20 protein-coding genes are annotated in these 24828 nt (G+C 69.9%); 10 read left to right on the plus strand and 10 right to left on the minus strand.

Annotation, left to right across the window (positions count from 1 at the left end; genetic code table 11):
* Window positions 1-113: 113 nt before the first annotated feature.
* Together serC and ACIQI8_RS33870 are read left to right on the plus strand one after the other, a co-directional pair.
* Window positions 114-1232 (plus strand): phosphoserine transaminase, encoded by a 1119-nt coding sequence (gene serC / locus ACIQI8_RS33865; RefSeq protein ID WP_402359032.1) that lies wholly within the window; start codon window positions 114-116, stop codon window positions 1230-1232.
* Window positions 1233-1365: 133 nt separating this feature from the next.
* A complete protein-coding gene (locus ACIQI8_RS33870) occupies window positions 1366-2052 on the plus strand; it encodes a hypothetical protein (protein ID WP_402359035.1) in 687 nt (228 codons plus the stop codon).
* Here the strand turns inward: ACIQI8_RS33870 and ACIQI8_RS33875 are convergent.
* Window positions 2026-3000, minus strand: a complete 975-nt coding sequence (locus ACIQI8_RS33875; RefSeq protein ID WP_402359038.1) for a WD40 repeat domain-containing protein — start codon at window positions 2998-3000, stop codon at window positions 2026-2028. The genes ACIQI8_RS33870 and ACIQI8_RS33875 overlap by 27 nt on opposite strands.
* Window positions 3001-3133: 133 nt before the next feature.
* Here ACIQI8_RS33875 and ACIQI8_RS33880 point away from each other — a divergent pair, with 133 nt between their 5' ends.
* The gene (locus ACIQI8_RS33880; RefSeq protein ID WP_402359041.1) at window positions 3134-3880 is read left to right on the plus strand and encodes an SGNH/GDSL hydrolase family protein; all 747 of its coding nucleotides are present in this window, start codon (window positions 3134-3136) and stop codon (window positions 3878-3880) included.
* On the opposite strand, the gene ACIQI8_RS33885 is transcribed toward ACIQI8_RS33880, so the two are convergent.
* The gene (locus ACIQI8_RS33885; RefSeq protein ID WP_402359044.1) at window positions 3799-4623 is read right to left on the minus strand and encodes a Stf0 family sulfotransferase; all 825 of its coding nucleotides are present in this window, start codon (window positions 4621-4623) and stop codon (window positions 3799-3801) included. The genes ACIQI8_RS33880 and ACIQI8_RS33885 overlap by 82 nt on opposite strands.
* 147 nt (window positions 4624-4770) lie before the next feature.
* On the opposite strand from ACIQI8_RS33885, the gene ACIQI8_RS33890 reads away from it, so the two are divergent.
* Together ACIQI8_RS33890 and ACIQI8_RS33895 are read left to right on the plus strand one after the other, a co-directional pair.
* Entirely contained in the window at window positions 4771-5358 is a 588-nt protein-coding gene (locus ACIQI8_RS33890; RefSeq protein WP_402359046.1) for a Uma2 family endonuclease, read from the plus strand.
* A gap of 44 nt (window positions 5359-5402) precedes the next feature.
* The gene (locus tag ACIQI8_RS33895; RefSeq protein ID WP_402359048.1) at window positions 5403-6395 is read left to right on the plus strand and encodes an aldo/keto reductase; all 993 of its coding nucleotides are present in this window, start codon (window positions 5403-5405) and stop codon (window positions 6393-6395) included.
* A gap of 219 nt (window positions 6396-6614) precedes the next feature.
* Here ACIQI8_RS33895 and thpR read toward each other — a convergent pair whose 3' ends face one another.
* The 3 genes from thpR to ACIQI8_RS33910 are packed head-to-tail and all read right to left on the minus strand — an operon-like array spanning window position 6615 to window position 9082.
* Window positions 6615-7196, minus strand: a complete 582-nt coding sequence (thpR, locus tag ACIQI8_RS33900) for an RNA 2',3'-cyclic phosphodiesterase (RefSeq protein ID WP_402359050.1) — start codon at window positions 7194-7196, stop codon at window positions 6615-6617.
* A 57-nt stretch (window positions 7197-7253) separates the two neighbouring features.
* On the minus strand, window positions 7254-8618 hold the full coding sequence (locus ACIQI8_RS33905) for an MFS transporter (protein ID WP_402359052.1): 1365 nt from the start codon (window positions 8616-8618) through the stop codon (window positions 7254-7256).
* 26 nt (window positions 8619-8644) lie between these two features.
* Window positions 8645-9082, minus strand: a complete 438-nt coding sequence (locus ACIQI8_RS33910) for a MarR family winged helix-turn-helix transcriptional regulator (protein ID WP_124004046.1) — start codon at window positions 9080-9082, stop codon at window positions 8645-8647.
* A gap of 153 nt (window positions 9083-9235) precedes the next feature.
* On the opposite strand from ACIQI8_RS33910, the gene ACIQI8_RS33915 reads away from it, so the two are divergent.
* Window positions 9236-9418 (plus strand): ribbon-helix-helix protein, CopG family, encoded by a 183-nt coding sequence (locus ACIQI8_RS33915; protein WP_402359055.1) that lies wholly within the window; start codon window positions 9236-9238, stop codon window positions 9416-9418.
* Between the two features lie 22 nt (window positions 9419-9440).
* On the opposite strand, the gene ACIQI8_RS33920 is transcribed toward ACIQI8_RS33915, so the two are convergent.
* Window positions 9441-10847 (minus strand): NCS2 family permease, encoded by a 1407-nt coding sequence (locus tag ACIQI8_RS33920; protein WP_402359058.1) that lies wholly within the window; start codon window positions 10845-10847, stop codon window positions 9441-9443.
* 143 nt (window positions 10848-10990) lie between these two features.
* Here ACIQI8_RS33920 and ACIQI8_RS33925 point away from each other — a divergent pair, with 143 nt between their 5' ends.
* Together ACIQI8_RS33925 and ACIQI8_RS33930 are read left to right on the plus strand one after the other, a co-directional pair.
* Window positions 10991-11296 carry a DUF2530 domain-containing protein gene (locus ACIQI8_RS33925; protein WP_402359061.1) on the plus strand — a complete coding sequence of 102 codons (306 nt, stop codon included), beginning with the start codon at window positions 10991-10993 and terminating at the stop codon, window positions 11294-11296.
* 95 nt (window positions 11297-11391) lie between these two features.
* Window positions 11392-13785 carry an HAD-IC family P-type ATPase gene (locus ACIQI8_RS33930; RefSeq protein ID WP_402359064.1) on the plus strand — a complete coding sequence of 798 codons (2394 nt, stop codon included), beginning with the start codon at window positions 11392-11394 and terminating at the stop codon, window positions 13783-13785.
* Between the two features lie 107 nt (window positions 13786-13892).
* Here ACIQI8_RS33930 and ACIQI8_RS33935 read toward each other — a convergent pair whose 3' ends face one another.
* The 3 genes from ACIQI8_RS33935 to ACIQI8_RS33945 all read right to left on the minus strand — a co-directional run bounded on the left by ACIQI8_RS33935 (window position 13893) and on the right by ACIQI8_RS33945 (window position 17113).
* The gene (locus ACIQI8_RS33935; protein ID WP_402359068.1) at window positions 13893-14777 is read right to left on the minus strand and encodes a hypothetical protein; all 885 of its coding nucleotides are present in this window, start codon (window positions 14775-14777) and stop codon (window positions 13893-13895) included.
* 174 nt (window positions 14778-14951) lie between these two features.
* Complete coding sequence (locus tag ACIQI8_RS33940) at window positions 14952-16538, minus strand: FG-GAP-like repeat-containing protein (protein ID WP_402359071.1); 1587 nt, start codon at window positions 16536-16538, stop codon at window positions 14952-14954.
* Window positions 16539-16606: 68 nt separating this feature from the next.
* Window positions 16607-17113, minus strand: coding sequence for a hypothetical protein (locus ACIQI8_RS33945; RefSeq protein ID WP_402359074.1), 507 nt, complete (start codon window positions 17111-17113; stop codon window positions 16607-16609).
* A gap of 475 nt (window positions 17114-17588) precedes the next feature.
* On the opposite strand from ACIQI8_RS33945, the gene ACIQI8_RS33950 reads away from it, so the two are divergent.
* A complete protein-coding gene (locus ACIQI8_RS33950; RefSeq protein ID WP_402359077.1) occupies window positions 17589-21158 on the plus strand; it encodes an ALF repeat-containing protein in 3570 nt (1189 codons plus the stop codon).
* On the plus strand, window positions 21146-21526 hold the full coding sequence (locus ACIQI8_RS33955; protein WP_402359080.1) for a DUF6086 family protein: 381 nt from the start codon (window positions 21146-21148) through the stop codon (window positions 21524-21526). Before ACIQI8_RS33950 ends, ACIQI8_RS33955 begins: the two co-directional genes overlap by 13 nt.
* A gap of 67 nt (window positions 21527-21593) precedes the next feature.
* Here ACIQI8_RS33955 and ACIQI8_RS33960 read toward each other — a convergent pair whose 3' ends face one another.
* Window positions 21594-24725, minus strand: coding sequence for a sacsin N-terminal ATP-binding-like domain-containing protein (locus ACIQI8_RS33960; protein WP_402359083.1), 3132 nt, complete (start codon window positions 24723-24725; stop codon window positions 21594-21596).
* Window positions 24726-24828 lie beyond the last annotated feature (103 nt).

Consider the following 24828-nt stretch of genomic DNA (forward strand, 5'->3'; position numbering starts at 1 on the left):
GGATTCCACGAGAGGCCCGGCTTCGACCGGTTCCTCTCCCACGCTGCACCGGGTCGTCTCACCCGACGGACGAGGTTTCACCCAGGTTTCCTCCAGCGGCTAACCTCCCTCTCGTGGCTGAGATCGAGATCCCCTCTGACATCAAGCCCGCGGACGGACGTTTCGGCGCGGGTCCCTCCAAGGTGCGGACGGAGGCGCTGGACGCCCTGGCCGCCACCGGTACGTCACTCCTCGGCACCTCCCACCGGCAGGCTCCGGTGAAGAACCTCGTCGGCGAGGTGCGCGCGGGCATCTCCGACCTGTTCTCCCTCCCCGAGGGCTACGAGGTCGTCCTCGGCAACGGCGGCTCCACGGCCTTCTGGGACGTGGCGACGCACGGTCTGATCGAGAACAAGTCGCAGCACCTGACCTTCGGCGAGTTCAGCTCGAAGTTCGCCAAGGCGGCCAAGCTGGCCCCCTGGCTGGCCGAGCCGACCGTCATCGCCTCCGACCCCGGCACCCACCCGGAGCCGGCCGCGGAGGCGGGCGTGGACGTCTACGCCTTCACGCACAACGAGACCTCGACGGGCGTGGCAGCGCCCATCAAGCGGGTCGCGGGAGCCGACGAGGGCGCGTTGGTCCTGGTCGACGCCACGTCCGGCGCGGGCGGCCTCCCGGTGGACGTGACCGAGACGGACGTCTACTACTTCGCCCCCCAGAAGTCCTTCGCCTCCGACGGCGGCCTGTGGATCGGCGTCTTCTCGCCGGCCGCGATCGAGCGCGCGGAGCGGATCCACGCGTCCGGCCGCCACGTCCCGGAGTTCTTCTCGCTGCCGACGGCGATCGACAACTCCCGCAAGAACCAGACGTACAACACCCCCGCCCTCGCCACGCTGTTCCTCCTCAACGAGCAGCTGAAGTGGATCAACGGCCAGGGCGGTCTGGCCTGGTCGACGTCCCGCACGAAGGACTCCTCGACCCGCCTGTACAGCTGGGCGGAGGAGTCCAAGTACGCGACCCCGTTCGTCGCGGACGCCACCAAGCGCTCCCAGGTCATCGGCACGATCGACTTCGCCGACGAGATCGACGCGGCCGCGGTCGCGAAGGTGCTGCGCGCCAACGGCGTCGTCGACACCGAGCCGTACCGCAAGCTGGGCCGCAACCAGCTGCGCGTGGCGATGTTCCCGGCGATCGACCCGGCGGACGTCGAGGCGCTGACGAAGTGCGTCGACTACGTCATCGAGAAGCTGTGACCGAGAAGCTGTAGTCGTCCTTCGTCCAGGACGAGGAGAAGCGCCCCGCGAACCAACTGCGGGGCGCTTCTTCTTGTCCTACGGTCGCCCTGCCTGAATGCTCAGAACGAGCCCACGACAGGAGACGAACCCGATGCACATGTTCCTCACGCTCGTGAGCGGCATCGCCTGGACGATCGTGTACATCGATGCGAGCCGGACCGGGCTCCGCGACCGCACCTACGCCATCCCGGCCGTGGCGCTGGGGCTCAACTTCGCCTGGGAGTGGACGTATGCGGTGCGCGGCCTGGCCGTGGATCCGTCGGCGCAGGCCGGTGTCAACCTGGTGTGGGGCCTCGCGGACGTCGTGATCGTCTACACGTTCTTCCGGTTCGGGCGCGCCGAGTTCCCGGCCTTCGTCACCCGGTGGATGTTCGTCGGCTGGGGCGTGGTGCTGTTCGCCATGTCGTTCGCCGTGCAGTGGCTGTTCCTGGCGCGGTTCGGCGCGGACGACGGGGCCGGCTACTCGGCGTTTCTCCAGAACCTGCTGATGTCGGGCCTGTTCATCGCGATGTTCGTCGCGCGGCGCGGACTGCGCGGTCAGTCGGTGACGATCGCGGTGGCCAAGTGGCTGGGCACGCTCGCGCCCACGATCCTCTTCGGCGCCCTCGACCACAACGGGTTCCTGCTCGGCCTCGGCATCATGTGCAGCGTGCTCGACCTGGCCTACGTCTGGCTGTGCGTACGGGCGAAGCGGGACGGCGAGGCGTTCACCACCCCGGCGGCTTCGGAGTCAACCGCCCGCCTCAGCCCGTCAGTTACGGCGGAACAGCCGTCGTAGCCCGAAAACGGCCGCCACCACGGCCACGGCCACCACGCCGACCTTGAGCTTGCCGTCCGTGGCGGAGCCGTCGTCACCGCTCGCCGAACTCCCGCCCCCGGACGGCGACTTGGACGAGCCCGACGAAGACCCGCCGGGCGCGTCCTCCGCCTGCACCGAGCTGTCGGAGCCCTCGCTGCCGTACATCAACTTGGTGCCGTCGTCGGTGTAGGTGACGGACTCGCCCTGGCCCTGGAGGGGCACGTTGAGGCGGCCCGCGCGCTTGATCCTCCCGCCGTTCCAGTCGTAGTAGATGCCGCCGAAGTAGCCGCGTACGGCGAGCTGTTGGCCGTTCGGGGAGATGGCCGCGTCGGTGGCCCAGAGGTCGACCGTGGCGACGGGCTTGAAGATGTTGGTGCCGGAGGCGGAGAGCTTCGCGGGGCCCTCGTACAGGTGCCCGCCGTCCTCGTTCTTGTCGATGATGTACGCGCGGCCGGTCTTGGGGTCGACGACGAGCGACTCGGCGTTGCGGGGCCCGTCCGAGTACTTCACGACGTACTGCGTGGCCCGCAGGGTCTGGTCCTTGAGCACCTTCGGCTCGGGCAGCTGATAGATCCACACGTACGGCCAGGTGCCGCCGAGGTTGTCGCCGATGTCGCCGACGTAGATCTGGTTGTCGGGCCCGATGGAGATCGCCTCGACGTCACGCGGCGAGCCGATCCCGGTGAGCGTGAGCCGGGCGACGGTCTCGCCGGTGGCGCTGTCGACGGCGTAGAGGTAGGGCCCGTCGTCGCTGTCGTTGTGGGTCCAGTAGATGCCGGGGTGCAGGCGGGAGGCGGCGAGACCGCTGGACTCCGTGATGCGTGAGTCCTTGATGGTGAATCCCTTGTCACCGTCGGCGGCGGAAGCGGGGAGCGCGAAGGCACCCACGAGCAGGACCCCGGCGATGAGGGCGAACGGTCGGCGCATGCCCCAAGCCTGCCATCCCGCGCCCGCGTTGCGGCGGGGTGGCGGGTCCCGGCGGCTGCCGGGCCTCTGCGGGGTGGCAGGCCTCACACCCCGCCCGGCCCTCCGGCCGCCGTCGATCGTCCATCATGAGCGGATGCTCAGGTTCATGCCCGTCGGCGACTCCCAGACGATCGGAAGCGCCGGCGAACACACATGGCGTTACCGGATGTGGCAGCACCTGCGCGACACATACGGCGGCCCCTTCACGCTGGTCGGCCCGCGCGAGACGCTCTACGACAAGGCGACGGACACGCCGACCTCGTACGAGTACGCCGACCCGGACTTCCCCCGCGCCCACCTGGCCGGCTGGGGCGAGGGCTGGCTGCACATGGTCCCGCTGATCGGCGAGGCGGTACGCGGCTGCCGGGCCGACGTCCTGCTCGTCGCGCTGGGCCTGATCGACCTGGGCTTCTACACGAACGCACGGCAGACCACCGACAACGTACGGGCCTTCGTGGCCGAGGCCCGCGCCGCGAAGCCGTCCGTCCGCATGGTCTTCCTGCCGGTGATCCCGAACATCCGCGCCCTCACGGACGCCCCCTTCGGCGCCGAGGTCACCCTCTTCAACGAACTCCAGGCGAAGGCCGTCGCCGACCTCGACGACCCACGCTCACCCCTCCTCCTGGCCTCCCTCCCCGAGTCGTACGACGTCAACCACGACACCTACGACGGCACCCACCCGAACGCGTCCGGCGAGCACAAGATCGCGGCGGCGTTCGCGGGGGCGATGCATCAGGCGTGGGGGTGGGGGGAGGAGTACTACGACGATGACGACGGGGAGGGCGGCGCCGACGGTGACGCCTTTGACTTCGACGCGGTGACCTCGGCCGGCAGCCGATAGCGGGCGGCCCACTCCTGATTGAGCTGATCGGCCTGGCGCCGGTGACTCGGAGTGATCCGCCCTCCGGACGGCAGGGCGAGCCCGAGGAAGTCGAGGACACCGTGCGTCACGGCGTGCGGGTCGGCGGAGAGGTCCTCGTACCGGATGCGATGCGGTTGGATGCCGTAGACCTCGAACCAGCGCTCCCACCCGGCGTTGTGCTCCTCGATGGTGCGCAGGATGCGGGTGATGGCGGCACGGTCGAAGCGGGGTCGAGCATCGACGTCACCTCCGCCTCCGCTGATCTCGCCCTTCCCACCGAGGAACCAGACCCCGGTCTGCTCGGCCCGCAGCCATGAGACGGCCTGGGCGAGGACGTCGTCCCGGTACTGGTACACGAACCGCACCCGCCCGAACTCCCGCTCCAGCAGCCGCGGTTCGTCTCCGGCGAGGTCGGGGTGGAGTCCGGCCAGCCGGTCGGTCAGCTCGGCGTGCGTCCCCCACATGAGCTTGGCCCCGAAGACCCCGTTGCCGGTCCGGCCTTCCGCCAGCGCGGCCCGCACGAAATCCCCGTAATCCAGGGCCCCTTGAGGCGTATGCGCCATCTCCCACCGCTCGGCCCACGCCACCTCGTCCGGCGACCGGAAGTAGGCCTGAGGGTGCCCGGCGACCCCGGTGGAGTCGAGCAGACCGAGGAGGAGGGAGCTGCCGGTTCGGGGGGTGGCGCAGATGAAGTACGTGTCCGTGTCCGTGGGGTGGGTCACGGGGAACAGGGTCGGGGGTGGGGGTCGGGGCGGCAACCGAATAACGACGGTGACGATGGCGTGATCACCACGTCTCCCGGTCACCGTGCGTATCGTTGTACCGCGCGGCTGCACTCGTGCGGAGGGCGGCCGGGGAGGAGCGCCAGGATGACCGTCCTCGAAGACAGGATCGCGATGGCCAAGAGCGACGACGAGATCACGCTCGACGAGCTGTTCGAGCGGATCGAGAAGATGCCCGCCCCCGAGGGATACAAGGTCGAGATCGTCGAGGGGACCGTCTTCATGTCGCCACAGCGGGACACCCACTGGGAGATCATCGCGGACATCTACGAGCAGCTACGGGCCAAGTACCCCCGGAAGCGCGTGAAGTCCGACGTCCGTATCGACTACCCGGGTCACCTCAACGGATTCGCGACCGACGTGACGGTGATGACCGAGGGTGCCGAGAAGGCGGAGGGCGGGGGCTGGCGCCACCAGGACGTCGAGTTCGTCGCCGAGGTCATCTCCAAGGGCACCGCCGTCAACGACTACGGCCCGAAGAAGGCCGCGTACGCCCTCGCCGAAGTCCCGGTCTACGTCATCGCCGACCCGTACCAGGGCCGCTGCCACATCTACACCCACCCCAAGGGCGACGACTACACGACCGAGACGAAGGTGGCCTTCGGCGACGACATGGATCTCACCGACACCGTGGTCGGCCTCACCCTCACCACCGCCGAGTTCCCCCGCGACTGACCCCCCTTGCATAGAGCGCACTCGAAGTCGTTGGCTAAGTACTCATGAAGTACACGCAGCTCGGACGCACAGGCCTCAAGGTCAGCCGACTGGTCCTCGGCACCATGAACTTCGGACCGCAGACGAACGAGGCGGACAGCCACGCGATCATGGACGCGGCGCTGGACGCGGGCATCAACTACTTCGACACCGCCAATGTCTACGGCTGGGGCGAGAACAAGGGCCGCACCGAGGAGATCGTCGGCAGCTGGTTCGCCAAGAGCCCCGACCACCGCGACAAGACGGTCATCGCCACCAAGGTCTACGGCAACATGGCCGCCGACGGCGAGGCCTGGCCCAACCACGACAAGCTCTCCGCCGTGAACATCCGGCGCGCGGTCGACGCCAGCCTCAAGCGGCTGCAGACCGACTACATCGACATCTACCAGTTCCACCACATCGACCGGGCGACGCCCTTCGAGGAGATCTGGCAGGCGATCGACACCCTCATCCAGCAGGGCAAGATCCTCTACGTCGGGTCCTCCAACTTCCCCGGCTACAAGATCGCCCAGGCCAACGAGATCGCCGCCCGCCGCGGCGGCACCATCGGCCTGGTCAGCGAGCAGTGCCTCTACAACCTCGCCGAGCGCCGCGCCGAGATGGAGGTCATCCCGGCCGCGCAGGAGTACGGCCTCGGGGTCATCCCCTGGTCGCCGCTGCAGGGCGGAGTGCTGGGCGGGGTCATCAAGAAGGAGGTCCAGGGCGGTCGCCGCGCCTCCGGCCGGGCCGCCGACACCCTCGCCAACCCGACCTCCCGCGCCCAGATCCAGGCGTACGAGGATCTGCTCGACAAGCACGGGATCGAGCCCGGCGAGGCCGCCCTGGCCTGGCTGCTCACCCGCCCCGGCGTGACCGGCCCGATCGTCGGCCCGCGCACCGCCGAGCAGCTGGAGTCCGCGCTGCGGGCCGTGGAGCTGGAGCTGAGCGAGGAGATCCTCGCCTCACTGGACGAGATCTTCCCGGGTCCCGGCCCGTCGCCGGAGGCCTTCGCCTGGTGACAAGGTGAGGACAGCGCCCCTCGAAGGGGCGCGGGACTGTGACATTCCGTGGCTCCGCCGCGTGGGCGCGACCAGCTCGCACGCGGCGGAGCCGAACGCCGATCCGCGGTTCCCCGGTCCTCACTTGCCGAGGGCCGCCGCAAGCCCTACGACGACGAACAACAGCACAAGCGCACCGGCCATGATCCGGTTCCGGGTTTTGGGGTCCACGCGCCGAGCCTAACCGCCCGCCCCGAGCACCCAGCGGGCGACCGCCTCGTACCGGGGTTCCTCGCCCGTCCCCGCCCCCGTCTCCGCCCCCGGCAGATTGCTGCGCACGAGAACCAGCTCCCCCACCGTCCACGCCGCGCCCGCGAAGCCGTCGAGCCGCTCCAGACACGGCCTCACGTCCACCGCCTCCCGGCTCCGCGCCACGGTCAGATGGGGCCGGTAACGCCGGTGCTCCCGCATCCCCACGCCCGCCTCCCGGGCAGCACCCTCGCACCGCTCGGCCAGCAGCCGCAGCGCCGCCAACTCCCCTTCCGCCCCTGCCCACAACGCCCGCCCGTCCCCGAACTGCCCACCCCCGCGCACCGCCAGACCGAACGGCTCGCTCCCCCGCGCCACCCGCTCCAGCCCGGCCGACAGTTCCGGTACGACGGCGTCGTCGACCTCGCCGTAGAAGGCGAGCGTGAAGTGCCACCCCGGGCGGCCGGTCCAGCGGAGCGCGTCCGCCCCCGGCAGCAGCCTCAACTCGTCCACCACGGAACCGAGTTCGGCCAGCACCCGCTCCGGTGGCAACAGCGCCGCGAAGAGTCTCATGGCGTCACCCTTCCAGGGAAGGGATCACCCGGCCAACTCGCGGGCCGGGGACGGCCGTCAGGCCACCGCCGCCAGCTTCTCCCGCTGCTCGCGCGGTTCGAAGCGGACGTGCGGGTGGCCGCGGTTCCAGCCGACCGAGAGGCGGAGGTTGCCGACGCGGGCCAGGATCAGGCCGATCGTCACGGCCGCGACGGCCGAGATCGCGCCGCCCACCGCGAGGCCCGCGCGGACGCCGTACGCGTCCGTGACCCAGCCGGCGATCGGCGCCCCCACCGGGGAGCCGCCGAGGAAGACCATCATGTAGAGGGCGAGCACCCGGCCGCGCATGGCCGGGTCGGTGCTCATCTGGATGCCGGTGTTGGCGGTGACGTTGACCGTCATGCCGAACATGCCGATCGGGGCCATGAGCAGGGCGAAGAGCCAGAGGCTGGGGGCCGCCGCCGCGGCGAGTTCCATCGCGCCGAAGGCGACCGCCGCCGCGATCATCACCCGCATCTTGGCCGTGCCGCGCCGGGCCGCGAGCAGGGCGCCGCCCAGGGAACCGACCGCCATCAGCGTGTTGAAGAGGCTGTAGGAGCCCGCTCCCGCGTGGAAGACGTCGTCCGCGAAGGCCGAGAGGTACACCGGGAAGTTGAAGCCGAAGGTGCCGATGAAGCCGACCAGGACGATGGTCCACATCAGGTCGGGGCGGCCGGCGACGTACTGGAGTCCTTCGCGCAGCTGGCCCTTGGCGCGCGGGGCGCGCTCGACGACGTGCAGTTCGCGGGCCTTCATCAGGAGCAGTCCGGTGATGGGCGCGACGAAGGACAGGCCGTTGAAGAGGAACGCCCAGCCGGTGCCGACGCCGGTGATCATCAGGCCCGCGACGGCGGGGCCGACCAGGCGGGCGGACTGGAAGTTCGCGGAGTTGAGGCTGACCGCGTTCTGCAGCTGGTCCGGGCCGACCATCTCGGAGACGAAGGACTGGCGGGCCGGGTTGTCCATGACCGTGGCCAGTCCTGCGGCGAAGGCGGCGAGGTAGACGTGCCAGACCTGGACGTGGCCGGAGAGGGTGAGGGTGGCGAGCGCGAGTCCGATGAGGCCCATCGAGGACTGCGTGAACAGCAGCGTGCGGCGCTTGGGCAGCCGGTCGACGAGGACACCGCCGTAGAGGCCGAAGAGCAGCATCGGCAGGAACTGCAGGGCCGTCGTGACGCCGACGGCGGTCGCGGAGCCGGTGAGGCTGAGGACCAGCCAGTCCTGGGCGATGCGCTGCATCCAGGTGCCGATGTTGGAGACGACCTGGCCGGAGAAGAACAGGCGGTAGTTCCTGACCCGGAGGGAGGAGAACATCGAGGACTTGGCGCGGGCCGTGTCGGGGGTGGGCGGGGATTCGTGGGTGGACGGTGCGGGGGCGGAGTCTGCTCCGGGTCCCGAACTCAAAAGGGTCGCCTCCTTGGTGGCACTGCTTACAGGTGTGCGAGCTTCTCCAGCACGGGGGCGGCGGCGCGGAGTTTCGCCCACTCGTCCTCGTCGAGGTCCTCGACCAGCGTGGCCAGGAAGGCGTTGCGCTTGGCGCGGCTCTCCTCGAGCATGGCCTCGGCCTGCTCGGTCTTGGTGACGACCTTCTGGCGCCGGTCCTCGGGGTGCGGCTCCAGCCGGACCAGTCCCTTGGCCTCCAGCAGCGCGACGATGCGGGTCATCGACGGCGGCTGGACGTGCTCCTTGCGGGCGAGTTCGCCCGGGGTGGCACTGCCGCAGTTCGACAGGGTGCCCAGCACCGACATCTCGGTGGGGCTCAGCGACTCGTCGACCCGTTGGTGCTTGAGTCGGCGTGACAGCCGCATGACAGCTGATCGAAGCGAGTTCACGGCGGCTGCGTCGTCGCCATGGGTGAGGTCCGGCATGTCATTAGCGTAACTCATTACCCTACCTAAAGACCACCTGCGACACGGCAGATGCCCATGACCCCCGTCACCGAACCCATCCGTCACCCGTACGAGTGAGCCAGAACGGAAAAGCGACGCACACCCCGCGGTGCTCCCGCGACCCTCGTCTCCATGGGGACCAGCGTGCTCAGCCTGCGGATAGACGGGGAGCTGCTCGACCGGCTCCGCGACCATGCGGCCAAACGGGGAATGAGCGTCCAGGACTACGTGGTCCGGACGCTCATCCGCGACGACTTCGACGAGCGGTTCCAGACCGCAGTCGAGGAGACAGAGAAGTTCTACGGGGTTCCGTGACCGGAACTCGCGCACACACCGGTCACGTCAGGCCCAGCGCCGGCATCAGGTAGTAGAAGCCGAAGACCGCCGCGACGACGTACATGGCCACCGGGATCTCGCGTCCGCGCCCGGCGACCAGCCGCAGGACCACGAAGGTGATGAAGCCCATCCCGATGCCGTTGGTGATCGAGTAGGTGAAGGGCATCATCACCATCGTGACGAAGGCCGGGATCGCGATCGTGTGGTCGGCCCAGTCGATCTCCTTGACCGAGCCGGCCAGGATCAGGAAGCCCACCGCGAGCAGCGCCGGGGTGGCCGCCTGCGACGGGACCATCGTGGCTACGGGCGTCAGGAACAGCGCGACGGCGAAGAGCGCACCCGTGACGACGTTCGCGAAGCCGGTGCGCGCGCCCTCGCCGACGCCCGCCGTGGACTCCACGAAGCAGGTGGTCGCCGAGGAGGAGCTGGCGCCGCCCGCCGCGACCGCGATGCCGTCGACGAAGAGGACCTTGTTGATGCCGGGCATCTGACCCTCGGCGTCGGTGAGCTTCGCCTCGTCGGAGACGCCCATGATCGTGCCCATCGCGTCGAAGAAGCACGACAGCAGCACGGTGAAGACGAACAGGACGCCGGTCAGCACACCGACCTTGTCGAAGCCGCCGAACAGGCTGAACTTCCCGATCAGGCCGAAGTCCGGGGTGGCGACCGGGTTGCCGGGCCACTTCGGGGTGGTCAGACCCCAGGACGGGACCGTCGCGACGGCGTTGATGATCACCGCGAGGACCGTCATCGTGACGATCGAGATCAGGATCGCGCCGGGCACGTTGCGCACGATCAGCGCGAGGGTGAGCAGCGCGCCGAGGACGAAGACCAGCACCGGCCAGCCGTTGAGGTGTCCGTCGCCACCGAGCTGGAGCGGGACGGTCGTCTGGGCGGCGTCCGGGATGCGGGAGACGAAGCCGGAGTCGACCAGGCCGATCAGCATGATGAACAGGCCGATACCGATGGCGATGGCCTTGCGCAGCCCGAACGGCACGGCGTTCATCACGCGCTCGCGCAGCCCGGTGGCGACCAGCAGCATCACGACGAGGCCTGCCAGCACGACCATGCCCATGGCGTCCGGCCAGGACATCCGGGGCGCGAGCTGGAGCGCGACGACGGAGTTCACGCCGAGACCGGCGGCGAGCGCGATCGGTACGTTGCCGATGACGCCCATGAGCAGGGTGGTGAAGGCGGCCGTCACGGCGGTCGCGGTGACGAGCCGGCCGTTGTCCAGCTGGTGCCCGTACATGTCCTTCGCGCTGCCCAGGATGATCGGGTTCAGCACGATGATGTAGGCCATCGCGAAGAAGGTGGCGAAGCCGCCACGGATCTCGCGGGGCAGCGTGGAGCCGCGCTCGGAGATCTTGAAGTAGCGGTCGAGTGCGCCGGTGGTACCGGTGGCCATTGGATGTTCCTACGAGCAGAAGTGGACAAACGGAAAACGGTTTCAGTATGAACATATGAGGCCGTCGGCGCTATCTCCGCGCGTAGATAGGGTGGGGTCACCGCTCCGGCCGATCACGCCGCCCCGCCTCGTAAGCTGTGCGCATGGCGAAGTGGACACCAACGCACGAGGCGCCGGAGCCCCTGGAGGGCCCCGTGGTCGCCACCATCACCGGCCTCACCGGCGTCTGGTTCGCCCTCTTCCTGGTCCAGCTCCCCTTCTACGGCTGGTTCGACGACCACGGGCACCTGTGGTGGCTGTGGACCTGCCTGGCCGGCGGCGGACTCGGGCTCATCGGCATCTGGTACGTCCGCGGGCGCGACGCGGCGCTCAAGCGGGCGGCGGCGGCAGCTCAGGCGGGGGCCGGCGCCGAAGCCGGGTCGGACCCGGGGTCGGGGTCGGACGCGTAGGCCCTACAACCACGGCACGACGCGACTCCTCCCCAGGTCGGATCTTCCGCGCACTCGGCGGGTGAAGCCGCAAATCCGCACGTACCGTCGAAGGCATGACGCACATCGACGCCGGCGCCGAGCTCGACCCTGTGCACCCGGTACCCCTGCCGGAGACGGCGCGTGGGCTGAGCGCGGCCGAGGTCGCCGAGCGGGTGGCGCGTGGGCAGGTCAACGACGTACCCGTCCGCAGCAGTCGGTCGATGGGCGAGATCGTCCGGGCCAATGTGTTCACCCGGTTCAACGCGATCATCGGCGTGCTCTGGCTGATCATGCTGTCCGTCGCGCCTCTCCAGGACAGCCTGTTCGGGTACGTGATCCTCGCCAACACGGGCATCGGGATCGTGCAGGAGTGGCGGGCGAAGAAGACGCTCGACTCGCTGGCGGTGATCGGGGAGGCCAAGCCGACGGTACGGCGGGACGGGACCGCGGCCCAGGTCAGCACGTCGGAGATCGTGCTGGACGACCTGATCGAGATCGGGCCGGGCGACAAGGCGGTCGTCGACGGCGTGTGCGTCGAGGCCGCCGGTCTGGAGATCGACGAGTCGCTGCTCACCGGTGAGGCCGATCCGGTGGTGAAGCGGCCCGGCGACCAGGTCATGTCGGGCAGTTTCGTGGTGGCCGGCGGCGGCGCGTTCCGGGCGACCAAGGTGGGCCGCGAGGCCTACGCCGCCCAGCTCGCCGAAGAGGCCTCGCGGTTCACGCTGGTCCACTCCGAACTGCGCACCGGCATCTCCACGATCCTCAAGTACGTGACGTGGATGATGATCCCGACCGCGATCGGCCTGGTCATCAGCCAGCTGTTCGTGAAGGACAACGACCTCAAGGACTCCATCGCGCGGACCGTCGGCGGCATCGTGCCGATGGTCCCCGAGGGCCTGGTCCTGCTCACCTCCGTCGCCTTCGCGATCGGCGTCATCCGCCTTGGCCGAAAACAGTGCCTGGTCCAGGAGTTGCCCGCCATCGAGGGCCTCGCCCGCGTCGACACCGTCTGCCTCGACAAGACCGGCACCCTCACCGAGGGCGGCATGGACGTCACCGAACTGCGGCCCCTCCAGGGCACGGACGAGGCCTACGTACGCAAAGTGCTCGGCGCCCTCGGCGAGTCCGACCCCCGCCCCAACGCCTCCCTCCAGGCCATCATCGACGCCTACCCGGACGCCGGGGACTGGCGCTGCACCCAGTCCCTGCCCTTCTCCTCGGCCCGCAAGTACAGCGGCGCCCGCTTCAGCGAGGGCGACGGCGAGAGCAGTACGTGGCTGCTGGGCGCGCCGGACGTGCTGCTGGCGCCCACCGACCCCGCCCTCGCCGAGACCGTCCGCCTGAACGAGCAGGGCCTGCGCGTCCTGCTGTTGGCCCGGGTCACCGGCGACCTGGACGACCCCTCGGTGGCCCGCGGCGCCAAGCCCACCGCCCTCGTCGTACTGGAGCAGCGGCTGCGCCCCGACGCGGCCGACACGCTGCGCTACTTCGCCGAGCAGGACGTGCACGCCAAGGTCATCTCCGGCGACAACGCGGTGTCGGTGGGCGCGGTGGCGGCCAAGCTGGGCCTGACGGGTACGACGGTCGACGCCCGCCAACTCCCGTCCGCCCCAGAGGAGATGGCGAAGTCCCTCGACGAGGGCACGGTCTTCGGGCGCGTCACTCCCCAACAAAAACGGGACATGGTGGGCGCGTTGCAGTCACGCGGGCACACGGTCGCGATGACGGGCGACGGCGTGAACGACGTACTCGCCCTCAAGGACGCCGACATCGGCGTCGCGATGGGCTCAGGATCGGAGGCCACCCGGGCGGTCGCGCAGATCGTGTTGCTCAACAACAGCTTCGCGACGCTGCCTTCCGTGGTCGCGGAGGGGCGCCGGGTCATCGGCAACATCACGCGCGTGGCGACCCTGTTCCTGGTGAAGACGGTCTACTCGGTGCTGCTGGCGATCCTGGTGGTCTGCTTCCAGGTCGAATACCCGTTCCTGCCAAGGCACTTGACCCTGCTCTCCACCCTCACCATCGGCATCCCCGCCTTCTTCCTCGCCCTGGCCCCCAACAAGGAACGGGCGAAGCCGCACTTCGTACGGCGGGTGATGCGGTACTCGATCCCGGGCGGGGTGGTGGCCGGCGTGGCGACCTTCGTGACGTACATGATCGCCCGTCACCACTACACGGGAGACGGGGCGTTGGACGCGGAGACCAGTGCGGCGACACTCACGCTGTTCCTGATCTCGATGTGGGTCCTGGCGATCATCGCCCGCCCCTACACCTGGTGGCGGGTGGCCCTGGTCGCCTCGATGGGCGCGGCCTTCGTCCTCGTACTGATCGTGCCCTGGCTCCAGCACTTCTTCGCACTGAAGCTGGTGGGCGTGACAATGCCGTGGATCGCGGTCGGCATCTCGGCGGTGGCGGCGGTCGCCCTTGAGGTGGTGTGGAGGGTGGTCGACCGCCGCGCATCCGCTTAGCGCTCGGCAGGAACGGTCGCGGTCCGCCGTCGATCGTGTGCGGCGCCGTCGTGGCTGGTCGCGCAGTTCCCCGCGCCCCTTCGGGACGCGGGCGAACCGCACCGAACCTACTTCACGTCGACGTAGTCGCCCGCCGCGCTGACCGCGGGGGTCGTGGTGGTGCCCGCGAAGGTGAAGCGGTAGTACCCGTCGACCGTGGCCTTGGTGGTGGTCTTCAGGGTGCCCGTCGAGGACGAGGTGATGCCCTTGACGTTGGTGTAGGTGCTGGAGGTCTTCTTGCGGAACTGCAGCACCACCTTCTGGGTGGCGTACCCGGCGTACTTGTTGGTCTCCCAGTTGGCACGGCTGAGCTTGCCGGTGACCGTGATGGTCTTGCCCTTCTTGACCGGCTCGGGCGCGGCGTTGACCGTCAGCTTCGAGAGGCGCTGGACGAGGGTGGTGCCGAGGGCGCCCTGGTCGGAGACGTCGCCCGTGCTGTACTGCAGCGCGAGCGCACCGGCCGACCACTTGCCGGCGTCGACATTGAGCAGGTCGTCCTCACCGGGGGTGATGTCGATCTTGCCCGAGCAGTTGGCGGTGGTGGTCGACGTCGCGTTGCAGGTCGCGGCGTCATAGCCGAACAGCACGGTGTCAGGGGTCTCGAAGTCGCCCTTGTACAGGTACGGGCCGTTGGCGAAGTCGTCCGACGTGAGGTCGTAGTTCGCTCCGTGGGTCAGGGTGTAGGTGACCGTGGTGGAGTAGTGACCGGCGGCACCGACCTTGATCGCCTTGGCGACCTTGAGGTTGGAGAAGGTGACGCCCAGGTCGGCCGCGGCGGCGTCGGCCGCGCGCGCGGACTTGGCGGAGCTCACGCTCTGGCCGGAGGCCGCGGCGGTCTTCGCGGCCTGCGCCTGGACGGACCAGGCCGAGTCGGCGGCGTGCGAGGCCGGGACGGCGAGGGCGGAGAGGGCCAGGGCGCCGGAGACGGCGGCCACGGTGGCACGTATACGCATGTAGTTCCCCACGTGGAGAAAGAGATCGGGGAGCCTGTTGGCTCACGGGGTGAGATCCCTGGGGGTTGTGGAGGGTTGTACGACTGACGTGGGTTTTTGCTCGGGTATTGCGAAGTCCTTGTCAGTACGAATCCGTGGCCGCCCTCGAGGCTCCCGTCCGAAGGCGGCCACGCCTCAGACGCTCGGCCACATACTCTTACCGGCCGCCAGAGCACCCTTGCCGTCGCCCGCGTACCAGTGCAGGTCACCGTTGGCCGCCAGCGCGGCCAGGTCCGCCTTGCCGTCGCCGTCGAAGTCACCGCCGACCAGCGTGCGCAGTGCGCTCCAGGTCTTGTCGGGCGACATCGAACGGGCCTTTCCGAAGGTCCCGTCAGCCGCGCCCGGGTAGAGGCTCAGCGATCCGTCAGTGGCGACGGCGGCGATGTCCTCCCAGCCGTCTTCGGTGAAGTCCGCGGTGGCGATGAGCTTCTTCTTCCAGGTCTTGTCCGGCCACATCGACTTCTTCTGGTTGACCAGGTTGCCCGCGGTGTCCCGCTTGTAGGTGTACAGGGAGCCGTCCGGCCACTGGAAGAGCAGAGTCTGACGGGCTTCCTTCCCTATGCGCAGGGCGGCGGCGGGCAGACCGTCCTTCCAAGTGGCATCGGTCCACAGCGGGGTTCGGTCGTACCGGGACAACGGCCAGGCACGCTGACTGTGCAGAACGAGCTCCCCGTCGCTGTCGGCCGAGATCAGTTCGCTTCCGTGCGTGTCGTCGAAGTCTCCAGCGACGAGTCGCTTCTGGGTGGTGCGCCCAACCGGTGTCAGGTAGCCCCCGAACTGCAGCGTCCCGTCCGGCCGACCCTGGAACATGTGAACCCTGCCGGGCTTCATCAGCGAGACGATGTCAGTACGGCCGTCACCGTCGAAGTCGGCGGCCGTCATGACGTCGGTGATCTCCTGCTGCTGGCTGGAGAGCCGGACCTGCTGGACCCAGTCCGCTATGTCGTCGACCCGCGTTGCGACGGCCCCGGTTCGAGTCTCCTCCGAGCTGAAGCACCCGCCCTCCCAGGCCGCGCTGATCACTCCCACGACCCTGCCGCCGACGTTGAGCACGGGCGCGCCGGCGTCGCCTTTGCACAGGGCACCGCCGCTCGCGGCGGGTGAGATCGCAAGGGTCGTCGGGTTGACGAGGTCCACACCGTAGGAACCGGTGTGCGCGCGCTCGGGGGTCCATTCCAGTCGGGTACGGCCGTAGCCGACCGTTCGCAGCTGGTTGCCCTGAACCGGCGCGGCGCCGGAGACCTGGGCGGCGCCGATGTCGGGGAACGGGCCGTCCAGTTTGTCGGCGGCGGTCGTGGGGTCGTCGAGCCGGGCCATGACCAGGTCGCGGCCCGGGTACGGAACGATCTCCTTGACCTGCTGCTTCAGATACGCAGACGGTGTCGGCTTGTTGCCGTCAGCGGTCACGACGGTCGTAAAAGGCGGGTCCCCCTTGGTGAGTGCACCAGCCTGCTGGGGGTCGACGGCGAAACAGCTGGCGGCGGTCAGCACCCACTGCGGGTCGACCAGGGTGCCCGAGCAGCTGCGTTCGTTGTCGGGGTGGCCGGCGACACTGCCCGCGATGTGGAGCTTGACCACGTACTGGTCGGCTCCCTCCGCGACCTGGTCTCCGACGACGGACTGGGCGGGTGGAGCGGCGGCCAGCAGACCTGTCGTCAGGCTCGCGGCCGCGAGTCCGGCGGCCCACACGGTGCGCGTTCTGCGCGGACGGGCGTCATTCACGTTTGCCTCGCATCGGGAATTCGGCTCGGCGGGACGGCGGCCCCGCGAAGCGTGCGGAAGAGTGGGGATCAGCCGGTCACGCGCAGCTCGACCAGGACCGACCTGGCGCCGCCGACGGTCCCCTCACCGACGGAGGCCCATCCGCCCTGCTCGACGGGGACTGACGTGGTCTCGCCGTTCGCGGTGAGGTCGGCCACGATCGGGTGGTCCGCGGCCTCCACGGCGAAGACCCGGGAGAGCTCCAGCGTGAGCCAGCCGGCCTTCCCGATGGCCTTGAAGCAGTACGTACCGGCGCGATTCGCGGAGGAGTCCGCGACTGCCAGCACACGGATCTGCTGGGCAGCCTCGTCGCAGTCGGCCAGCAGAATACGACCGTCGCCCTTCTTCAGCTTGATTCCCTTTTCCGCCAGAATTCGGTCGGCACCAGGATAGACGTAGTCCTCCACCAGGGCAGGCGGATTTTCCGCCGACGGCGATTTCGGCGGATCATCGGCAGAAGCCGCGGACACTCCGGCGAGCGTTGCGAATGTCAAAGCAACTCCGGAAATAAAAAGATTTCGGGCGCGGAAAGGCACGAAAGAGTCCCCTCCGACGCGCCTCCCCGCAGCGCGCGGAGTCGCGCCAGGATGTGGTCAAAAGGTAAAAAGCCCTGATCATCCGGTCGCGTCGGGCGCAACCGGTCCCCCTCAACCCCCTGAAGTCCTCAGGCCAGGACGAGATTCCGGCTGGTCAGGCCGGTCATGTCCACAGCAAAGTCGAGGTATACCTTAGGCATAGTCGGACACAACGTCAACAACTATTTTTCGCCAGCCACATCAAACCCCTCATGACACATGCCGGGGCTATGCTTACCCGCCGACCATTCGGCGACTCGCATTCAAGGAGTGGGTCGTCGCCGATTATGAAGACGGGTACCCAGTGAATCGAAGAACTGACCAGTTCGATAACGCCGGGAAAAAACCAAGACCACGCGTCCTCCGTAGAGCGGCACTGAGTCTGCTGCCGCTCGCCCTCGCCGTCGGACTCTTGGGCGCACCGCCCGCCACAGCCGTGGCAGGCCTCACGGACGGCGTCCGAACCGCCGCCGTGTCCGCCGTCGACCCCGCGGACCGCGGCTTGGTCGTCGACTACTGGAAAGCCGGCGGCCCTGGTGTGAAGGCTGCCGCCGAGGCAGCCCTGACCGGCAGCGACACCGACGTACAGAACTTCCTCGCCGCGGCCGACGGCCTGGCGTTCCAGGACGAGCGGGTGACCGCCGCGCAGATGGCCTCCATCGGTGGGGCCGAACTGCTGGCCGCGGCCCGCATCGCTCTAGCCGGAGACCGTGCCGCGCTCGAGGACTTTCTGGACGATGGCTGGGAAGACCCGATGCAGGAGGACAACCGCGTCCGGGTCGCCCAGATCATCGACACCGCCGGCGCGAACGTCCAGGACGCCGGCCGGGCCGCGCTGAACGGCTCGTCCGACGACATCCGCGAGTTCCTGGCCAAGGGCCAGTACGTCCAGCGCGAGCAGGACGAGCGGGTGCAACTCGTCCAGATCGTCAGTGTGGGCGGCACCAACGTCCGGGCGGCCGGACGTATCGCGCTGAGCGGAAGTGCCGAGGACATCCGGGAGTTCCTGGAGATAGGCCAGTTCGTCGCCCGCGCGAAGGACCAGGAACACGCCACCATCGCCGAGCTCGCCGCGCAGGCGAAGGAGGCGGGACGGCAGGCCGCCGAGCAGACCGCGGCGGCCAAGACCGAGTCCGCCAACGCGGTCAAGGCCTCTCAGCTGGCCAAGGAGGCCGCGCAGGAGGCCGAGGCAGAGGCGAAGGCGGCCAAGGACGACACCGCCAAGGCCGCCCGGGCCGCCAAGCGGGCCGCCACCGCGGCGGCCCAGGCCGCAGCTTCCGCACAGCGGGCGATCGACGCGGCGAACGCGGCGAACAACTCCGCCCGTGTGGCCGCCAACGCGGCCTCGCAGGCAGCGGCCGCCGCGGCCGGTGCCTCCCAGGCCGCCTCCCGTGCTCGCAACGCCGCCGCCGACGCCGCGGTGGACGCCAAGAACGCGAGCGCAGCACGTACCGCGGCCCAGGACGCCGAGAAGGCCGCCGAGGGCGCCAACCTGGCAGCCGACGCCGCGGACCAGGCCGCGAAGGCGGCCGATGCGGCCGGTGACGCCGCGCACTCGGCGGCCAGCGCCGGCACCAATGCCACCGCCGCTGCCAATGCGGCGATCGAGGCCGGCAACTACGCGGGCGAGTCGAGTTCCGCCGCCGCCGAGGCCCGCGCCGCCGCGGCCACCGCCAAGCGTCACGCGGCCGAGGCCAACCGTGCTGCGGCCGCCGCCGAGGCACTGGCCCGCAAAGCGGCCACTGCGGCTCGCGAGGCCCGGGACGCCGCCAAGTCGGCGGCCACGCACGCCAAGAACGCCGCCAAGGCAGCCTTGGAAGCAGCTGACCATGCCGGCGACGCGGCGCAGGCAGCCACCAAGTCGACTGAGCACGCGAACGCGGCCACCACGGCCGCGAATGCCGCCGCCGACGCCGTGATCACCGCCCAGAGTGTCTACAAGCTCGCCCGCGAGGTCGAGGGCGAGGAACTGCTGGGCCGTACCAACGCGGGCATCGAACTGGCCAAGGACGACAAGGCCGCGTCCGACGCCCGCAGCACCGCACAGGCTTCTTCGGAGAAGGAGGTCAAGGACCGGCGGACCGAACGGGACCGGCTGGTCGCCAAGGCCGCCGAGCCCGGCGCGGATCTCGCGTCCGTCGCCAAGCAGGGCCGCGATCTGGCCGTGCGGGTGATGAAGGGCGGTACGGCCTGGGGTCGCGGCGCCGCGGAGGCCGCGCTGTCGGGCCCCGACGAGGTGGTTGTCGACTACCTGCGCAACGGCTGGAAGACCGCGGAGCAGCAGGACCAACGCTCCTACGTGGAACGCCTCGCCGAAGAGAGCGAGGACAAGGCCGTGCGCGACGCGGCCGAGGCCGCCCTCGACGGCGACGCCGCCGCGATCACCGCGTTCGTCGACAACGGGCAGTACCAGGCCGGTGCCGAGGGCATGCGCATCGCCATCGCCCAGGTCCTTTCCGACGCCGGGCCCATCGTCACCGACGCCGGCCGCAAGGCGCTGGCTACGGGCGACCCGAAGAAGTACAGCGAGTTCCTGGTCGTCACGCAGGGGACCGCGCGGACCCAGGACGAGCGGGTCAGGGCCGCGCAGCTCGTCGACAGCGGCGGCCCCGAGGTGAAGTCGGCGGCCCGGGTCGCCCTGGAGGGCTCGCCGCAGGCGCTGCACGCGTTCGTCGTCTCGGGCCAGTACAAGGCACAGCGCAAGGACTATCTGGCCGCAACCCATGTGGCCCAGGTACAGAAGCTGATAGCTGATGCGGCGAAGGTCGCAGCCACGGCCCAGAAGAACGCCGCGACCGCCCAGAAGGTCGCCGCCACCGCCCGCAAGGCGGCCACCGAGGCCGCTGAGTGGGCCAAGAAGGCCGACGCCGCGGCGACCAAGGCCAACGACTACGCCAAGCAGGCCGACCAGTACGCGAAGGACGCGGAGGCGTCGGCCACCCGAGCTGCCGCATCGGCGAAGACGGCCCGTGACGCCGCGAACCGTGCCGATGTCTCGGCCCACGACGCGGCCCGGTCCGCGGCCGACGCCACGCTCTCCTCGGAGACCGCCCAAGCTGCCGCGTCGAACGCCGCGTACTACGCCGAGGACGCGCGCAAGTCGGCGGTCGCGGCGGGCAAGGACGCGGATGCCGCGCTCAAGGCGGCGACAGACGCGTTCATCGTCACGGTCAAGAAGTACCGGGAGGAAGAGGAGGCCCGGCGCAAGGCGGCTGTCGCGGCCAAGGAGAAGGCCAAGAACGACAACGGCCAGCGCGCCGCCGAGATCTACCGCTGCCAGCAGGGCATGGTCCCCTGCGATCCACAGGACTTCGCCCGGTGGTGCCAGCAGTCGGAGATCGCCTGCGAGATCGTCGCGAACGGCAAGGAGTTCGGCGATGCCATGGAGCAACTGTGGGACGCCGAGAAGGAGTTGCTGGGCCTCAGCCAGTTCGAGAAGTGCCTCCAGAAGAAGGACTTCGACAACTGCAAGGGCGTAGCGGTCGACGCACTCCTCAGCGCCAAGCTGAAGATGCTGGACAGGCTCTACGACAAGCTGAAGCTGCTGAAGCGCGGCTGCAAGATCGTCTCTGGCGCGACCGGGTTGAAGGCCGCCGCGGCCAGGAAACCCATGGCGGCCGCACCAACCGCCCCGATTGCCACAGCGGCGATCAAGGCTGGCATGGGCAAGGGCTGCCTCGAAGGGATGGAGAACTACGACGTCTACGACCCCGTTACGGGCAATAGAATCACCGATATCGACCACTTCGACGATGACATTCTCTGGGAGCTCAAGGACGCGCCCCATGGTGACGACCGCTGGATCCTCAAACACATCGACGGCAAGTTCGAGAAGTATCTAAGGGCTCGCAATCATTTGCCAGATTTCTACCGGGACGCCCCCATCGGGTTCCGGTTCACGCACGCGAACATCTACCCCGCCTTCAGGACGGCGGTCGAGGCTCGTCTTCAGCATTTGCGGGAGCTATACCCCAACGTGGACATCAGGGTGAGGTGGGATCACTGAGTTATACCTTCGAAACGGCAGATCGGAGCCGGACTCTGTGGGATCCCGGAATCGGGGTGGGGCAGTTGTACGTGGCCCTCGCGGAAGGCGCCGGCCAGTTGCTGGGTCTTCCTACGGGCTTGACGCCCAACGAGCGTGGCGGTGCCGATGTCGACCTGGAGATGTTTCAGGCATTCACCCAGGGCATGTACAACAAGTACTTCGTCACCGAAAACGTCATCATGCATGACCTGATGCGGGGCCTGCTGCTCGCTTCCATGGTGATGCTTGAGACCAGCGGAGGCGCCATCAATCGGGCTCCAGAGAGGGAAAGAGACCTCCTGGAAAAACGTGACACATACGTGCGAGCCATGTGGGTGGAGGACTAACGCTCGACCACGGTGGTGGACAGCGGCCGCTCTCACCAGAGTTCCTGGTGAGAGCGGCCGCTGGGTGTCAGTCGAACCACCGATCCCGCCCCAGTTCCTCCGTCCGTGAAGGATCCTCCAGCAGGGCCGCCACCTCGAACCGGCGGGGCCACTGGCGGGCCGCCCAGGCCAGGCCCGCGGCCACGCCCTCCACGGTGGCCGCGTGCAGCACGCCGTCCGTCGTCAGGCGCCAGTCCAACTCCACGCCGTCGACGACCAGTTCCTCGTGCTCGACGTACGTCGACAGGGTCTGGGCGCCCAGCAGCACCCGTACCGACTCCGGTACGGCGTGTTCCGTGCCCTCGGAGTCCACCGAGCCGGTGACCGACTCGCTCAGCCGCCGTACCTGGAACAGTTCCGCCAACTCCGCGGCCCGGGCCGGGCGGACCGGCAGCAGCGGGACGCCGTCCGTGAAGGGGAGCAGGTCCGGGGAGTCGACGACCACCGCGTCGGCCGCGTCCACCACGGTCACCTCGCCGTCCACCACCGCCCGTACCTCATCCGGCAGGGTTACCTGCTCCGGGTCCAGGTCTGCCAACGCGCTGTACAGGGCGTGCAGCTGGGCGCCGGTGACCTCGCGGTCCGGGTCGGCCAGGCGGTCCAGGAGTTCCGCCGCGCCGCCCGGCTCGTCCAGCAGCGCCGCCACCGACGTACGGACGCCCAGCGCGCGCAGTACCTGTTCGTCGTCGAAGCCCGTCGCGTCCGCCTCGTCGTACAGGCCGCGCAGCAGCGGGTCGCCGCCCGCCGCAAGCAGGCCCGCCGGGCGGCGGCCGTCCAGGACCGGGTTTCCGCGCAGCCACCAGGCCGTGTACGGGCGTACCAGCTCGTGGGTGCCGTCGTGGAGGAGGACGCGGACCGGTTGGACCAAGGCATCGCGCAGGGGAGGGCGGGACAGCATGGCCAGGGCCTGGGGCCACTTGTCGTCGTCCACCAGGTCCAGGTCGCGTACGGCGATCAGTTCGGTGGCGACCGGTGGGACCGGTGAGTCCGGGAAGCGGTCCAGGACGTCCTCGCTCCACACGTCGACCGCGTCCAGCAGGCCGGCGTCGTCGGGTTCGGCGAAGTCGCCGTCCCGGGGCTCCAGTTCGTCCGGGTCGAGGACCACATCCGTGGCGCGGACCAGCGCGAAGTCGGCGAGGACACCGCAGGCGGCCAGCGGCTGCCGGCCCCACTTCTCGGCCAACTCGGCGTCGACGGCCGCGAGTTCGTCCTCGCGGATGACCTGGGCGAACGGGCTGCCGGGGAAGACGAGTTCACCGGCGGGCGCCAACTCGCCCTCCTCGTCGGGGAGTGCGAGCGCGCCGAGCCACGGTTCGTCACCGGGCTCCAGACCCGCGTCCCGCACCAGGGCGAGGACCGTGTCCGCCAACTCCTCGGCGTCGGGCGCCTCCTGCTCCCAGTCGAGCCCGCCCTCGTCGTCGAGGGAGGTGGCGACGGCGGCCCGCACCTGGGGCGTGGTGAGCACGGCCCGGGGGGTCGCGGGCAGCGCGCCCAGCTTCTCCAGCAGCGGGTGGGCGGCGTCCGGATGCGCGACCTTGAGCCCGAGGCGCGCCAGCACCTCGGGGTCGATCAGCGCGTCGGCGTCCGACGTGGGCAGCAGCACCTGCCGGGGCCCGATGGTCGTACGCCCGTCGGCGAGCGGCACCGGCAGCCCGGAGAGCCGGTCCGGGTCGACCCCGGCGAGGCTGTCGTACAGCCGCTGCCACCAGCTGGGCTCCTTCTCCAGCCCGGCCAGCCGGTCCACGGCGTCGGTCAGCGGCACCCGGGCCACGCCCAACGTCCGCAGTTCCACGCGCCGTTCGAGCCCGGCGGGGAGGAGCGTCGGCAGGACCTCCGCTAGCACGCGCACGGTGTCGTCACCGGCGCCCTCGACGATCTCCGCGTCACGCGGGCGCAGCGCCTCCGGCAACCCGGAGTCCTGCTCGTCGATCACCGGGAGAACGGCCGGTTGCGCGCGCGGCAGGAACGCGGTCCTGGGCAGCCGCTCCAGGATCGCCGCGCGCAGGGTCCCGTCCAACTCCCCCTTGCCGAGCGGTCCGGGCACCAGGCCGATGATCCCCTCCCCCACCGGCCGCCAGCCGGCGAGGAGTTCGACGTACGCGTCCGCCGCTCGCTGCACGACGAAGTCGGTCAGCGGACCGGGCGCGGCATGCCGGCGGGTGGTGTCCAGCGGAAGGGAGGCGATGAGCAGCGCGGGCACGCCGAGCGGCTCGTCGCTGGGGGTCGGGGCATGGACGTACGGGCTGGTCCGTGGCCGCTCGGGCGCGCCCTCGGCGTCCACCGGCACCGCCCACGTCACCGACCAGAACGGCCGCAACCGCTCCTCGACCGGCCGGTCGGCGAGCAGGTCGGGGGTGAGCGGCCCGTTCGCGGCGACGGTCCGCCAGCGGGTGGTGCCGTGCAGGGAGTCCTCCACGACGGTGAGGGCGTCGTCGCTGCCGCGGCGCAGTGTGCGGACGGTGTCCGTCTCGATCACGACCTCCGCCAGCCCCGGCAGGGCGAGGAGCAGAGCGTCGTCGACGGCGTCCAGGAGCCGCTCGGCGAGGGCGGCGGCCGCCGCGTCCCGCAGCGGCAGGATGACGGCGGTGTCGTACGGGTCGGGGGCGGTGCCCTCGGCGGCGAACGGGAGCCTCAGCAACGGCACATGGCCGTCCCGGCGCCGTACCTCGTCCCCCAGGCCGGGACTGTGCCGGGCGGTCTCGGCGGCCTGCTCACGGGCCTCGGCGAGCGACCAGCGCACGCCGCCGTGCCGCCCGACGACGGCGGGCTCGTCGGTGACGGCGAGGACGGCCGCGAATCCGACGCCGAACCGGCCGACGGAGGGCGTGTCCCGCTTGGCGCTGGCGCGGAGCGTGGACAGCGACTCGACGCCGACCGCGTCCAGGGGGGCGCCGGTGTTGGCGGCGACGAGAACGCCGTCGCGGAGGGTGAGCCGGAGCCGGCCGGCAACGCCTGCCCGTGCGGCCGCGTCGGCGGCGTTCTGGGCGAGCTCGACGACGAGGCGGTCGCGGTAGCCGCCGAGGACCAGGTCCTCCTCGGCGTTCGCGTCCTCACGGAAGCGGGCGGGGCTGGTGGCCCAGGCGTCGAGCACGCCCCGCCGCAGGCGCGCGGTGCCGAAGGGGTCCGCTCCCTCGGGGGCCGGCCGCACGAACTTGCTCACGTTCACTCTCCTCATCGACGTGAGGATGAAGGTACAGCCCGCGCGGTACGGCGATGGAAAGCGGTGGTCGGCCCCGGCAGACAGAATGCCCCGGTCCGTGGTG

The organism is Streptomyces sp. NPDC092369, assembly GCF_044755245.1.
In the GTDB taxonomy this organism is placed as follows: domain Bacteria; phylum Actinomycetota; class Actinomycetes; order Streptomycetales; family Streptomycetaceae; genus Streptomyces.

Excerpts from the sequence above, each read along its gene's own strand:
- ACIQI8_RS33870 (WP_402359035.1), top strand. The coding sequence starts at position 1,366 with ATGCACATGTTCCTCACGCTCGTGAGCGGCATCGCCTGGACGATCGTG.
- ACIQI8_RS33875 (WP_402359038.1), bottom strand. The coding sequence starts at position 3,000 with ATGCGCCGACCGTTCGCCCTCATCGCCGGGGTCCTGCTCGTGGGTGCC.
- ACIQI8_RS33880 (WP_402359041.1), top strand. The coding sequence starts at position 3,134 with ATGCTCAGGTTCATGCCCGTCGGCGACTCCCAGACGATCGGAAGCGCC.
- ACIQI8_RS33890 (WP_402359046.1), top strand. The coding sequence starts at position 4,771 with ATGACCGTCCTCGAAGACAGGATCGCGATGGCCAAGAGCGACGACGAG.
- ACIQI8_RS33895 (WP_402359048.1), top strand. The coding sequence starts at position 5,403 with ATGAAGTACACGCAGCTCGGACGCACAGGCCTCAAGGTCAGCCGACTG.
- thpR (WP_402359050.1), bottom strand. The coding sequence starts at position 7,196 with ATGAGACTCTTCGCGGCGCTGTTGCCACCGGAGCGGGTGCTGGCCGAA.
- ACIQI8_RS33910 (WP_124004046.1), bottom strand. The coding sequence starts at position 9,082 with ATGCCGGACCTCACCCATGGCGACGACGCAGCCGCCGTGAACTCGCTT.
- ACIQI8_RS33915 (WP_402359055.1), top strand. The coding sequence starts at position 9,236 with ATGGGGACCAGCGTGCTCAGCCTGCGGATAGACGGGGAGCTGCTCGAC.
- ACIQI8_RS33920 (WP_402359058.1), bottom strand. The coding sequence starts at position 10,847 with ATGGCCACCGGTACCACCGGCGCACTCGACCGCTACTTCAAGATCTCC.
- ACIQI8_RS33925 (WP_402359061.1), top strand. The coding sequence starts at position 10,991 with ATGGCGAAGTGGACACCAACGCACGAGGCGCCGGAGCCCCTGGAGGGC.
- ACIQI8_RS33930 (WP_402359064.1), top strand. The coding sequence starts at position 11,392 with ATGACGCACATCGACGCCGGCGCCGAGCTCGACCCTGTGCACCCGGTA.
- ACIQI8_RS33935 (WP_402359068.1), bottom strand. The coding sequence starts at position 14,777 with ATGCGTATACGTGCCACCGTGGCCGCCGTCTCCGGCGCCCTGGCCCTC.